This is a genomic window from Polaribacter sp. IC066 (assembly GCF_007997085.1).
Classification (GTDB): Bacteria; Bacteroidota; Bacteroidia; order Flavobacteriales; family Flavobacteriaceae; genus Polaribacter.
This window is the reverse complement of the sequence record NZ_VORR01000013.1, coordinates 39,800-53,475: the sequence shown is the minus strand read 5'-3', so window position 1 is coordinate 53,475 and position 13,676 is coordinate 39,800. Positions and strand designations below refer to the sequence as shown.

The 13,676-nt window shown below is 30.6% G+C and carries 12 protein-coding genes; 6 read left to right on the top strand and 6 right to left on the bottom strand.

Annotated features, from left to right (window positions below):
* Positions 1-21 precede the first annotated feature (21 nt).
* The 3 genes from ES044_RS18830 to ES044_RS06265 all read right to left on the bottom strand — a co-directional run bounded on the left by ES044_RS18830 (position 22) and on the right by ES044_RS06265 (position 2,571).
* Entirely contained in the window at positions 22-177 is a 156-nt protein-coding gene (locus ES044_RS18830) for a hypothetical protein (protein WP_223269133.1), read from the bottom strand.
* Between the two features lie 788 nt (positions 178-965).
* Positions 966-1,433: a hypothetical protein gene (locus ES044_RS18825; protein ID WP_223269134.1), complete on the bottom strand. Its 468-nt coding sequence runs from the start codon at positions 1,431-1,433 to the stop codon at positions 966-968.
* A gap of 574 nt (positions 1,434-2,007) precedes the next feature.
* A complete protein-coding gene (locus ES044_RS06265; RefSeq protein ID WP_189663206.1) occupies positions 2,008-2,571 on the bottom strand; it encodes an acyl-CoA thioesterase in 564 nt (187 codons plus the stop codon).
* Positions 2,572-2,783: 212 nt separating this feature from the next.
* On the opposite strand from ES044_RS06265, the gene ES044_RS06260 reads away from it, so the two are divergent.
* The 3 genes from ES044_RS06260 (at position 2,784) to ES044_RS06250 (ending at position 5,257) form a co-directional block, all read left to right on the top strand.
* Complete coding sequence (locus ES044_RS06260) at positions 2,784-3,407, top strand: T9SS type A sorting domain-containing protein (protein ID WP_147118461.1); 624 nt, start codon at positions 2,784-2,786, stop codon at positions 3,405-3,407.
* Between the two features lie 37 nt (positions 3,408-3,444).
* Positions 3,445-3,840: a hypothetical protein gene (locus ES044_RS06255; RefSeq protein ID WP_223269135.1), complete on the top strand. Its 396-nt coding sequence runs from the start codon at positions 3,445-3,447 to the stop codon at positions 3,838-3,840.
* A gap of 241 nt (positions 3,841-4,081) precedes the next feature.
* Positions 4,082-5,257, top strand: coding sequence for a GlmU family protein (locus ES044_RS06250; RefSeq protein WP_147118462.1), 1,176 nt, complete (start codon positions 4,082-4,084; stop codon positions 5,255-5,257).
* Between the two features lie 659 nt (positions 5,258-5,916).
* Here ES044_RS06250 and ES044_RS06240 read toward each other — a convergent pair.
* Positions 5,917-6,867 carry a hypothetical protein gene (locus tag ES044_RS06240; protein WP_147118463.1) on the bottom strand — a complete coding sequence of 317 codons (951 nt, stop codon included), beginning with the start codon at positions 6,865-6,867 and terminating at the stop codon, positions 5,917-5,919.
* Between the two features lie 183 nt (positions 6,868-7,050).
* Here ES044_RS06240 and lon point away from each other — a divergent pair, with 183 nt between their 5' ends.
* Complete coding sequence (lon, locus tag ES044_RS06235) at positions 7,051-9,522, top strand: endopeptidase La (protein ID WP_147118464.1); 2,472 nt, start codon at positions 7,051-7,053, stop codon at positions 9,520-9,522.
* A 210-nt stretch (positions 9,523-9,732) separates the two neighbouring features.
* On the opposite strand, the gene ES044_RS06230 is transcribed toward lon, so the two are convergent.
* Positions 9,733-9,951: a hypothetical protein gene (locus tag ES044_RS06230; RefSeq protein ID WP_147118465.1), complete on the bottom strand. Its 219-nt coding sequence runs from the start codon at positions 9,949-9,951 to the stop codon at positions 9,733-9,735.
* Between the two features lie 579 nt (positions 9,952-10,530).
* Between ES044_RS06230 and ES044_RS06225 the strand changes: the two genes are divergently transcribed.
* Both ES044_RS06225 and ES044_RS06220 read left to right on the top strand, forming a co-directional pair.
* Positions 10,531-11,337, top strand: a complete 807-nt coding sequence (locus ES044_RS06225) for an SHOCT domain-containing protein (protein ID WP_147118466.1) — start codon at positions 10,531-10,533, stop codon at positions 11,335-11,337.
* A 666-nt stretch (positions 11,338-12,003) separates the two neighbouring features.
* Positions 12,004-12,183, top strand: a complete 180-nt coding sequence (locus tag ES044_RS06220; RefSeq protein ID WP_147186946.1) for a hypothetical protein — start codon at positions 12,004-12,006, stop codon at positions 12,181-12,183.
* Between the two features lie 655 nt (positions 12,184-12,838).
* On the opposite strand, the gene mazG is transcribed toward ES044_RS06220, so the two are convergent.
* Positions 12,839-13,618 (bottom strand): nucleoside triphosphate pyrophosphohydrolase, encoded by a 780-nt coding sequence (mazG, locus tag ES044_RS06215; RefSeq protein ID WP_147118467.1) that lies wholly within the window; start codon positions 13,616-13,618, stop codon positions 12,839-12,841.
* Between the last annotated feature and the right edge of the window lie 58 nt (positions 13,619-13,676).

The following is a 13,676-nucleotide window of genomic DNA, read 5'->3' as shown; positions in this document are numbered from 1 at the left end:
TATGCCGTGTTGTATGGCTTTTTATGCTTCTTTAATTTCTAATTCTTTCCATTTTTCATAAGAAATCACTCCGTTTTCAGGTTTAAATTGTAAATTTAACATACCGATAAAATCGGGATAATGCCCGACTGGATCTGTAAAATAGATTGCAATTTCGGGCATCCAAGCAAAGACCATGGGGCTTTCAGTTTCGTCACTTAAAAAATTACAGAAATGTAGATTTCTTTTTTTTAGATAATTTATCGATTCATTTAAAATTTAATAGGGCTCACAGGCAAAATCAAAATGACGAATATTAATTTCATCTTTTGGCTTTTCCCATAATCCGAGTATAGACTGTTATTTCTCCCCAATCCAGAGAAAGGCAAGACGGCGCTTTGGGCAGAAACGGTATTGCTGTAATTCAAGAGGAATATCATAAAAATTCACAGAACGTTCAATATTTTCAAGAAATAAATGTGTTTCGAAGAGTCCTTTAATTATTTTTATTGTGGTTTTTTAAAATTACAGTTTTACAGTTGCCACCTTGGTTTACTACTAAATAAAGTTTATTGCAGGTATTTTAGATCAATATTTTGGACGTTAAAGTTTTTATAATTAAAATATGAACCCTTTTTTTAAAGTAAGCTAGATTAATTTTAGAGTTACTACTTTCAAAAAGGAGCAAATAACTATCAACATAAAAAAATGTACGTAAAATCATTAAATTTTTAATGGCTGTCTTTTTATAACGGTGTAAAAAAAATAATTTAGGTAATTATATTTTCTTATTTGATGTTCGTGATGGTTTTAAATTCCTTTTGTGAGTTTTCTAAATTTTCTAGAAACTCTTTCATTTCCTGGGTTAATAGCAAATCTTCTTGCTTGTACCAAAAGTCTTTATAAAAAGGCTTTTTTAACTTGAAAATGTCTTTTTTAATGGAAACATTTTTATCTATCTTATTGTTGGTTTTGCCCAACGTAATCTAAGAGTATTCTAAATCATAAAGACTACCTTTATTGTCTGTAATAACTTCTACTTGCGCTATTTTTTTTGATTTGTCTACATAATACAGGTCATCAAGGGTATCCTTTTTAAAGGAAACTAAATATTCAAAAGAAGTTGTTCTAAATTTAATTTCTTGGACTTCGGTAAACGGACTTTTGATACGATGGTTTGATGTAAACTCTATAATCGCCTTATCTTTATTATTGATTAAATAAGATCCTTGTATTTTCGTTTTTTGGTCTGGTTTTGGTAAAAAATGATATTTGGTACACTCATTATTATCAGAGAATTTTTCTTTGAAGTTGTATAATTTAGGATCGATTATAAGGGAACTAGTTAAGTTTAAAATTTCCTTGAAACTAAACATTTTAAAATAGATTCCTTTTTCTTTAATACCAGCTTTGCGCATTTGTAAAATTTCTACCTTGTAGTTCTTTTTGGGCATTGATTTTTTTGAAGAATCAAAAAGCGTCTTTCTTTTTACCAACCCGTTTAAATCTTGCAATTTTAAAAATGCGCCATCTTTTTTTAAAAAACATCTTAAAAAAAAGGATTCAGAATACGGTTTAAGCGGATAATTATTTGGGAATTCTTTATAAATAGCAGATAGTGAATTAGAGTTTCCTAAAATAATTTCGTCTAATAGTTCAAACTTATTTTCTAAAAATATAGTGTCATTTTTTATGTTTTTAAAAGTGGTAGCTATTGGTGTATAACCAAGTAATCTTATATGTATAGCGTCTTGTTCTGAAGTGAATAAAGACTTGCCTTCAGAATTGGTAGACGTAAAATTAGTGCTGTTGTAAATATCGACATATTCGATAGGATTTTTAGTGTCTGAATCAACTACAATTCTGCTTAATCTATTTTGGCTACAGACGTTGTTTATCCATAAAATTAAGAATAGTAGTAGTATTTTTTTTATCTTTTATGGCGTGTTATTCTATTTCAAGATTCTTAACTTCCTATATTTTTAGTTTAGTTGTTTTGATTCAATTCAAAAATCAAAAAGAAAAAGCCTATTTTTCATCTAGCTCAATTCTAGAATTACTGCTTTCAAAAAGATGTAAATAGTCATCAACTTTAAAAACTTTGCTATGAAAACGAGAAGTTCTATTTTTACCCTCTTGTTGCCTAATAATACTTCTAGCAAAACGTCTTATTTCTTGTTTAGAAGTTAGAATAATACCAGGAATAGGAGTGCTTTTTCCGTTATCATCTTTAGCGACCATCGTAAAATAAGAAGAGTTGCAATGTTTTGTTGCACCCGTTCTAATATTTTCTGAAATAACGCGCAAACCAACTACCATAGAAGTTCTTCCAGTAAAATTTATAGAGGCTTTTAAGGTCACTAATTCGCCCACTTCAATAGGGTTTAAAAAATCTACCTTATTTACAGAAGCTGTTACGCAGTAATTACCCGAATGTTTAGACGCACAGGCAAAGGCAATTTGATCCATCAAATTTAAAATATGTCCTCCATGTATTTTTCCACTAAAGTTAGAGTGTGAGGGTAACATCAATTGCATAATGGTAACTTGAGATTCACTAATTTCTTTAAAGTCTTTTTTAATCTTTGTCATAAAATCAAAAATACAATTCTTTCGTACTTGATGTTCTATTTCATTAAAAAAAGTAAAAAATTCAAGTGAAGTTCTTCCCTTTTAGGTGCTTTTTTTCCCTTTTAGCTTTTTATTATTGGGTCAAAGCCTTGTTTTTAATTTATTTGTGATGTTCTTGAGAACAGTATTTCTTGAACTATAAAATAAAATTAACACGTTAAAAACTTTAAATTATGATTAAAAAATTACTTTTTCTATGCCTTTTAATGCTTGCAACAAGTATTGCAGCGCAAACCGTAAACACCGTTACGATTGATTGGAGTTTTAATTCTACCCCATCTGCAACCGGTAACACCAAGTCTAGTAGAACCATAGAGGTTGGCGACACTGTTATCTGGAATTGGTATTCTGGAGGTAGCCATAACGTGCAGAGCACGTCAACAGCCAAAGAGAGCTTTGAAAGCTCATTTTTTACTCAAGGAGGTACTTTTTCTAAAACCTTTACGCAGGTCGGAACGAATGATTACATTTGCTCTCCTCACAGAACCAATATGTTCGGAACAATTACTGTCGTTGCAGAAGGAACTTTAAGTATTGCCTCTTTTGATGCTCTAGGAACTATCTCGATGTACCCTAATCCAACGGATTCAAAACTTACTATAGACTTTCAAATTCAAAATACTGAAAAGCTAAATATTAAAGTTTTTAATCTATTGGGTAAAGAAGTGTTAACGAAGCAAATTTCAAAAAATGATACTTCAGTAATGGTTTCAAACTTAAATAACGGCGTTTATATAGTAAGAATTACATCTTTAAATGGCGAGAATTCTATGACAAAACGTTTTGTAAAAATCTAATAATATTGTAAATTTAGGGTATTTATAACTTTTAAAGATGAAAAAGATGAAAGTACCCTATAAAAAAAGACATTTAAACACGCACTTATTGTACAGTTTATTTTTTGTAATAACAGGATTTATAACATTAAAGGAGCAACAAAATCAGTGGTATACTGTTTTTGCTATTTTAGCACCTATCATGTTCGTGTCAAAATATTTTTACTTAAAACACACTAAATATTTAACGATTAATAAGAAGGTTATAAAGAATAACAGTTTGTTTGGTAGGCAAGTAAATCTGTCTAAAATTAAGCAGATAGAAAAATATGCTGGTAAGTATATTATTAAAACTGATAAAAAAAAACTAACTATTGATACACATGTTATCGAGACCAAATCGCTAGTTCAATTAAATGCTGCATTAGAAAACCTAAACGTACATTGGGTTTAAGCAAGGTACAACTTTAACTAAAATTTTCTATGGCTGGCTTACTCAATAAAATTTCAGCAAAATTTTCTAGGTGTAATGTAGCAGTAGCATTAATTGTTTGAACAGGCAATTATTTAAATTTAAACAGCTTTTTGATTTTGAGTACCACCTAAAAATAAGTCTTTGTTTTTTTTAATTGTAATTTTTTATAAAAAATACCAATTAAAAATGGCAAAGATTTATATTTGCCTAAAGTTTTTTTATGAATTATATCCTTTTTGATGGCGATGTTAGAAATTCGCTATTACCTTTTACCTATACAAGACCTGTTGCAGATATTAGAATAGGTATTTTAACCATTAGAGAAAAATGGGAAAAACATTTAAGTTTGACCACAACAACTATTACCGAAGAATATTTAGAAGAAAAGTATCCGATGGTTGAAATGGCAGAAAATATATTGATAAATGGCTCTTTTTGTCCGACTAAAAGTTTGGTAGAAAAAGTAAAAAACTTATCTGAAAATGAAGCTATTTTTAAGGGTGATGATGTCATTGCTTTTTTTACAACAGATACCCAAGAAGAAGTAAACTTTGAAGATTATACACATATTGAGTTTGAGGACAATCTTCTTAAAATAAATAATACTTGGGATATTTTCTCTTTAAATTACGAAGCCATTCAGCAAGATTTTGATTTGGTTACAGAGGGTAGAACATCGCAACCAATTCCTGAAGGAACGAGATATATTAACAAAGAAAATATTTTTATAGAAGAAGGTGCAGAAATAACTTTTGCTACTTTAAATGCTTCTGATGGACCTATTTATATTGGTAAAGATGCCGTTATAATGGAAAATAGTTCTGTGAAAGGACCTTTTGCCATGTGTGATCATGCAGTTTTAAAAATGGGTGCAAAAATTTACGGAGGAACCACAATGGGGCCTTATTGTAAAGTTTCTGGTGAGGTAAATAATTCTGTCTTATTCGGGTTTACAAGCAAAGGGCATGACGGTTATTTAGGGAATTCTGTTTTAGGAGAATGGTGTAATTTAGGGGCCGATACAAATAATTCTAATCTAAAAAATAATTATGCCGAAGTTAAATTATGGGATTATGAAACAGGTCGTTTTGCCAAAACAGGTTTACAGTTTTGTGGTTTAATGATGGGCGATCACTCTAAATGTGGCATCAATACCATGTTTAATACAGGAACAGTAATTGGTGTTTCTGCTAACATTTATGGAAGCGGATTTCCAAGAAATTTTATTCCGTCTTTTAGTTGGGGTGGCCCAGCTGGTTTTACAGAATATAAAACAAACAAAGTTTTTGAAGTTGCAACTGTGGTTATGAAACGTAAAAACTTGGTTTTTGAAGACAAGGATCAACGTATTTTAGAACATGTTTTCGAAGCAACAAGTCAGTATCGCAATTACTAGGTTCTTTGATGAGAGAGAGAAAAACAAGTTAAGGGAAAAGAAACAAGACCAAAAAAATTAAAGAGGCAAAACGAAAAAAAATAAGATAGTGTTTCGTTGCTTTTATTTAAAGAAGGTTTAAAGAAGAACTAAAGGAAAAGAAAACATATGAAATACTTTAATTTCTCTAAAATAACTATTTTTTTCTTTAAAGCTTTATAAGTTTTTTGGAATACCTTATTAATTTAAAGACTCACTTTCATCTACATCATTCAGAATAACTTCCATTTTAACTTCTTGGTAGCGACTGTTTTTTTTTAGTTGCGTTAAACTCTTATTAATTACAATTCGTTTTAATCAAGCGCCAAAAGTAACTTCGTCTTTATATGTATGCATTTTTGTGACAGCTGTTAAAAAAAGCTTCTTGCATTATATCTTCGGCTTCAAAACTGTCTTTTAAAATACGATATGCCGAATTATACATTGCTATGTAATATACAGTTGCAATTGCGCGTTTTTATCTAACGTTTTACAGCGTTCTATTCTATAAGATTGGTTATATGTGGTTGATGAACTTTCAATAAAATATATCTATACTAAAGACAAAACTATTTTTGAGTTGTGACAGTTGTGCGAAAATAAAAATAGTGTTTTTAAAAGCAAGCTGTAAAATCTGCTATTTATAGGTTTTGTAACACAGATCGAAGCGCGCTTTTTTTATCCACAGTTTGCAAACTCCACTGTAAATCATACTGTATCGTTTCTCCTATTTTTAAGGTTTTTTCAGGGCTTAAACACTCTAATTCGCTAAATAAATTGTTTCCGAAAATAGTACAAGAAGTGCCACCGTCTGGATATTGGTCTTTTTGATCAGTAGTAAAGGTATACTTTTCTACAAATAATGTTTTCTTTATAAGACCAGCAATCCAGTTTTTAGAGTCAGAACCAACTTTTTGAGGCAAATCTTTAGAAGATTTTATTTCTAAAATAGCATTATTTACAGACACATTTTTAAAGGCATTATTCTCTGCATCTGGCCAAACAGATATTAAAAATCCATTTTCAAAAACGCTTTCTGGATTGATGGGTATATAACTAAAATTCGGAGTTTTAATTTTTGATAAGCTCCAGATTGTTAAAGGAATTTCTTCTAAATTTATATTTTTTGCAGCAGTTTTTTTTATGAGTGTCTGTTGGATGTTTACAGCAGTTCCTGTTTCAGAAATGGTGAAAATTCTTTGTATTTGTATGCCCAACAATTTACTAATTGGACTTTCTAAAACAATGCCATTTTCTAAAAGCGAATATGAGTAAGCGCTGGCGTTTATAAAAGGATCAGGTAGATGTCTGCTTCCTGTAATGCGATCAAAATACTCTTCAGAACACGGTAAAACTCTATTGCCACCAATGTTGGGCGCTTGTGTACTATTGTCTTTTTGAAAATAGACACCTTCCTTAAACTGCACGCCCTCTAATTCTTTATTCTCATAAAATACGTTTTCACCGGCCAAAAAACCATAATGAAGTACTCTGCCAATTGCTGGAACTACTAAAATTTTAATCTCTAAATTAGAAACTGCAATAGCGTTCCAGTTTTTATAGCGTATTTTACGAATGGTTATTTGAGGCATTTTCTATTTTTTTTGCAAAAATGATAAAAAATAATGAGCTATTCATATTATAATTAGCAATGGCACAACTATTGTTTTTATAATAGATGAAATTAGACTATAAATTTTTAGGTATTTGATTATCAGAAAATTAGAAAAATTAAATTGACATTGATTTTTTATCTTTAAAAAATCAATGTCATAATGACAGATATACAGTATATGAGCAAAACAAAAGTTATAAAATTAGACAGTTTGTCCTTTCAGAATATCATGAACGAAGATTCAGAATTGATTCCGTTAATGACACCCGAAGATGAAGAAATTATTAATAAAGAAAACGTTCCGCATATATTACCAATTTTACCTTTAAGAAATACAGTTTTATTTCCTGGAGTTGTAATACCGATTACTGCAGGTAGAGATAAATCGATTCAGTTAATAAAAGATGCGAATAAAGGCGATAAAATAATCGGAGTCGTTGCCCAGCGCAATGAAGATGAAGAAAATCCTACTTTAAAAGATTTAAATACAACAGGTGTTGTTGCGCAAATTTTACGTGTTTTAAAAATGCCAGATGGCAACACAACGGTTATTATACAGGGTAAAAAACGTTTTGAAATTGATGAAATTATTCAAGACGAACCGTATTTAAAAGCAACTGTAAAAGAGGCAATAGAAGATAGAAAAGTTGAAGACGAAAAAGAGTTTGAAGCGATCATAGATTCTATAAAAGAGCAAGCGTTAGAGGTTATAAAAGAAAACCCAATGTTGCCATCAGAAGCGTCTTTTGCGATAAAAAATATTCAATCAAATTCGTTTTTGGTGAATTTTATCGCTTCAAATATGGATTTAACGGTAATGCAAAAACAAGTTATTTTAGAACAAAACAATCTAAAAGAGCGCGCATTATTAACGCTTAAAAACCTAAATAAAGAGCTTCAGAAATTAAAATTAAAGAATGATATTCAGTCTAAAACACGCGAAGATTTAGATCAGCAACAACGTGATTATTATTTAAATCAGCAACTAAAAACCATTCAAGAAGAATTGGGTGGCGTTTCTAACGATGAAGAATTGGAAGAAATGCGCAAGCAATCTAAAAAGAAAAAGTGGACGAAAGAAATAGGAGCAACTTTTGAAAAAGAGTTGAATCGACTAAAAAGAATGAATCCGCAAGCTGCCGAATATGGTGTGCAAAGAAGTTATTTAGAGTTGATGTTAGAGTTGCCATGGGGTGTTTTTTCTGAAGATAAATTCGACTTAAAAAATGCAACGAAAGTTTTAGATAGAGATCATTTCGGATTAGAAAAGGTAAAAGAAAGAATCATAGAACATTTGGCCGTCTTAAAGTTAAGAGGAGATATGAAATCGCCAATTATCTGTTTATATGGGCCTCCTGGAGTTGGTAAAACCTCGTTAGGGAAATCAGTAGCAGAAGCTTTAGGACGTAAATATGTGCGTATGTCTTTAGGTGGTTTAAGAGATGAAGCAGAAATTAGAGGTCATAGAAAAACATATATAGGTGCTATGCCAGGTCGTTTAATTCAGAATTTGAAAAAATCAGGAACTTCAAATCCTGTTTTTGTGTTAGATGAAATTGATAAATTAGGCAAAAGCCATCAAGGAGATCCTTCTTCTGCAATGTTAGAAGTTTTAGATCCTGAGCAGAATGAATCTTTTTATGACAACTATTTAGAAGTTGGTTATGATTTATCAAAAGTACTTTTTATAGCAACAGCTAATAATTTAGGCGAAATTCCTTGGGCTTTAAGAGATAGAATGGAAATTATTAATGTTTCTGGATATACGATTGAAGAGAAGATAGAAATAGGGAAAAGACATTTATTACCAAAACAATTAAAAGAACACGGCTTAACCGCTAGTCATATAAAATTAGGTAAAAAACAGTTAGAGCAAATTGTTGAAGGCTACACCCGTGAATCTGGAGTTCGTGGTCTAGAAAAGAAAATTGCTAAAGTGGTTCGTTTCGCAGCAAAATCTATTGCTTTAGAAGAAGAATACGACATTACAATTTCTACAGAAAAAGTAGAAGATATTTTAGGAGCCCCTAGAAATAGAGGTAAATTTGAAAATAATGATGTTGCCGGTGTTGTGACAGGTTTAGCTTGGACGCAAGTTGGAGGCGATATTTTATTTATAGAATCTATTTTATCTAAAGGAAAAGGAACCCTTTCAATTACAGGTAATTTAGGAACTGTTATGAAAGAATCTGCAACGATTGCATTGCAATACATCAAATCGAATGCAGAAGAGTTCGGTATAAAACCAGAAATTTTAGAGAAATATAATGTACATATTCATGTTCCTGAGGGCGCAACACCAAAAGATGGCCCAAGTGCTGGTATAACGATGTTAACTTCTTTAGTTTCTTCTTATACGCAGCGAAAAATTAAAAATAAATTAGCCATGACTGGCGAAATTACTTTGCGTGGAAAAGTATTGCCCGTTGGCGGAATTAAAGAAAAAATACTAGCTGCAAAAAGAGCAAATATTAAAGAAATCGTTCTCTGTGAAGATAATAGAAAAGACATTTTAGAAATTAAAGAAAGTTATCTAAAAGGCTTAACTTTTCATTATGTTTCCGATATGAAACAAGTCATAGAAATTGCACTTACAAAGCAAAAAGTGGCAAATGCTAAAAAGTTAGTATAAATTATAAAGCCTCCAATGATGCTGATTTTGATTCAGTATCCTTGGGGGCTTTTTTTATGTTTTTCTAAATTCAATGCAGTACTTTATGTTTACAAAGCCGTTACAAGACCTTTTAAGGTCTAAAGATATTGTTTATCTATCTTGCAGTTCCGCCTAAATGCCCATATCTAACGTATCTTAAATTTTGATAATCATACATTTTTGTTTGGCTCACCTTTGCAGGGCTACATTCGCATTAGAATTATGAACTTCTGGCTTACTACAACTTCGAACTCCAGAAAAACCTTCAGTTTGATTTTCCTCTATCCTGAAAATTTCATTTTTAGATAAATTTAAAAGTGATAGTGCGTTGGCTTCGTCAAATAAAAGTTCTTGTTCAATTTTTCCATCTCCTTTACTGTCTTGAGTAAAAAATTTTTCATAATTCAAAAGTATAATTTTAAACATTGGTGTCCGATTAAAAATATTTTTAGTTTGATAAACCCTTTTAAAATAAAGGATTCTGCGAATTTTTTAAATCACACCTTTCTTTTTTAAAAATAATTTCATCAACATAAAATAGACAATTTTATTTTAATTTGTTACTGTTTGTCAGGTGTTTAGGGTTAAATCTTGTTCTTGGTTCTGAAAGCGGAGCAATCTCGAGTCTTTTATCGAACAAGTATAATTTTTAAATTATTAATTATTTAAAACTACTAAAAGACAGCTTCAATTTTATCGCTATGAGTAGGTATTTTTATTAACTAGATTTTTTTCTTTCTAACCACCATTGAGAATTGGAGGTTTTTAACAAGTTTAGAAATTTACATTCAAAAAAAGCAAACCAAATTGCTGCCGTAACGATTAAAATAATATCTGCTAGAATAACTTTTAAAGGCTATATTTAACTAAAATTCAGTTACTTTACATTAAAAATTCTATAAAAAACAAACTCAATCAGATTCTTTAAGACTACCTTTACGCCGAAAATGTGAAACAAACATTTTTATACTAAATAAGAGAAAGATTATGAATGCAATATTCACAGATGCTAGTTTTCAAAACATGAATAACATAGCAAGTCGTTACGGAATAAGTATAGGTGCGGTTACAGATTTAACACAAACACTTATGAGAAGCAACGGCACAATGGCACAGTTTAATATTTTTGAGTTAGGAGGCGGAGGTCAATGGATGCAAGGAGGAATGACGATGGTTGGCGATATGTTTAACAATCAGTTAAAAGCAACTGTAGATGGTTTGTGTATCGAAATATCTAATTTAATACATCAAGGCGGAATTCAGTACAAACCTTTACCTAAAATTCAAAATCAAGGTCAAGGAGGTTTTCAGTCTGGTTTTAGTGGCAATTGGTGGGGAGATTTAGGCTTTCCTAATTCTACAGGAAGTCAGAATAATACAAGTTACGCAATTTTTTCTAATATTAGACGTTTAGCAATTCAACAAAACGGAAAAGTAACTGTTTTTGATACGTTAGATAATAATATTGGTGGCGTAGGGCAGCAGCAAGGTGGTACGTATTCAGTAAATTTTACCAGTCAATACGGAACGGTAGATTTAAGTTCTTTGCCGATTGTTTCTGGTGCAGAAAATAAGCCAAAGCCGCAAGAAACTGCTAATAATCTGAATGCGAATGTTCAAAATCAACCGGCTCCTATAGTTGCAGAAAGCGCTCAACCTATTCAGAATACAATGAATAATTTAGAGGAAGATATTTTTGCTAAAATAGAAAAGTTAGCAGCGTTGAAAAACAAAGAGATTATTTCTTTTGAAGATTTTGAAAATAAGAAAGCAGAATTATTAGGTAGATTGTAAAATACCTATTTTTATATTTTAAAGCTTAACTAACTGAATCGAAAGGTTTATTAGTTAAGCTTTTTGAATTTTAGAACACTTTTAAAAATAGATTTTATAACACTAGGGTTCATTAAAAAGATTTAAGACCGCTTCGCTAAAAGACACAACCTTCTGCAGTCATGGAAACAATATTTTCTTATAGAACTGCATTTGAGTGACTTGTGAGCTACAAAAAGAACACTTTATAGTATAATTTTATTCATAATTAAAATATCTAACTCAAATATACACCCAATGATTTATGTGGAATACTGTGTATTTCAAAAGTTATTTGAAACTAAAATGTTTTTAGTGGGCACTTGTAATTTTAGAAATAAGCAAAAATTATTATTTCTTGCATTTCTATTTATTTGAACATACTCTTTTACTTTTATGAACAATAATTTTGGTGTTTTTAATATTGAAGGAGGTGCAGCTGGTTAGATTTTAGCCAGAGAATTGAGCAAAATCAAATGAAAAATGTTGTTTTAGATCGAAAAATAAATTTGCTAGATTTCTCTTTTTAACATTTTGGGAAGTTTTATAAACCTCAAAGATTTCGATTTTACGTACGATTTGGTTGCTCAAATAATTCACACAATCGTTTTTCGCTCTTAAAGCTTTCAAAGAAAGGTAAAACCTGATTTGTACATTTTGGATAAAAGAAAAGTGCATGAACAAATTTTAAATCATCTTGATGATAAGTTTATCACCATTAAAACCGATATACATATCGAGACTATTGAAACAGCTATTGATGTAAATTTTATTTCAGTAACACATCAACACAAAGAAATATACGTAGGTAAAATACTTGATGCTTGAGGCACAAACGGATTGATTCGTGAAAAAAAAGCGGGGCTTTGTGATTAAAAAATCAGTTTAGTAAAAGGTGTTGCATATACTGTGCAATATTTAGGAAACCTTAAAGAAGTGTTTTTGCTGATTGGTAAATAATATCTGGTAGGTTGTCGTTAGATTTTTTCACTAAAAGATTAAAGAGCAATTATTGGTTTTGATATTTTTGATGACGAAATTGTAAAAGATTTAAAAAATCGTTTGCATACAATTTTAGAAATTTCATGTATAGTTGAAGATACTGATAAATTATAAGGCGGCAGTGCGCCAATAACTCCCGTTTTAGATTAATTTGTATGAAACACTTTAGTATGCGTTGGCAATAGTGTTTAGAAAGTACATCTGATTGTGGGTAAAGGGGGGTAAATTTATTTTAAAGCCGCTTTCATCGCGAGCAAAACGATTGAAAAATCTTTAAGAAAAAATGATTGCAGTTATATGGCAACTTACAAATTTGATTGTGAAAATAGATTTTCTGCAAATTGCAATCGTTTAAAAAATATTTTCAAGTATGCTCAAAATAACTTTTTAAGGAATACCGTATTATTCTTTTCAAAATTTGTTTTGGATAAGAAAGCTATAAAATCGTTGTTTAGAGAATATCGTTTAGCAGAAAATGAAGTTATTTAAAAAACGCTTTAGATTTTTCCCAATACACATCCATTTCTACTAAAGACATGTCAGAAATCTCTTTGCCTTCTTTTTTTGCCTCTTTTTCTAAATACTGAAAACGATTGATAAATTTCTTGTTGGTTCTTTCTAATGCATTTTCTGGGTTTACACCAATAAAGCGGGCATAATTAATCATAGAAAACAGAACATCACCAAACTCTTTTTCGGTATTTTCTGTATTGCCAGCTTTAACTTCTTCATTGAGTTCAGAAAGTTCTTCTTGTACTTTTTCCCAAACTTGTTCAGGTTTTTCCCAATCAAAACCAACGCCTGCAACTTTTTCTTGAATTCGGCTTGCTTTTACAACTGCAGGTAAACTTTTAGGAACCCCTTCTAAAACAGATTCTTTACCTTCTTGTAGTTTTAGTTGTTCCCAATTGCGTTTTACATCTGCTATATTATCAACTTTTGCATCTCCATAAATATGAGGATGTCTGTGAATTAATTTATCAGAAATAGCATTGGCAACATCACCAATATCAAACGCTTTTTTTTCGCTACCAATTTTGGCGTAAAAAACAATGTGTAATAAAACATCACCCAATTCTTTTTTAATTTCGGGTAAATCATTGTCAAGAATAGCGTCTGCTAATTCGTAGGTTTCTTCAATGGTTAAATGTCGCAGACTTTCTAACGTTTGTTTTTGATCCCAAGGACACTTTTCACGAAGTTCATCCATAATGTCTAACAAACGGTTAAAAGCGGATAATTGTTCTTTTCTTGAGTTCATGTATTATAAAAGTTGCAAATTATAGTCGCGAAAAATCACGAACAAGCAATACTGTAAA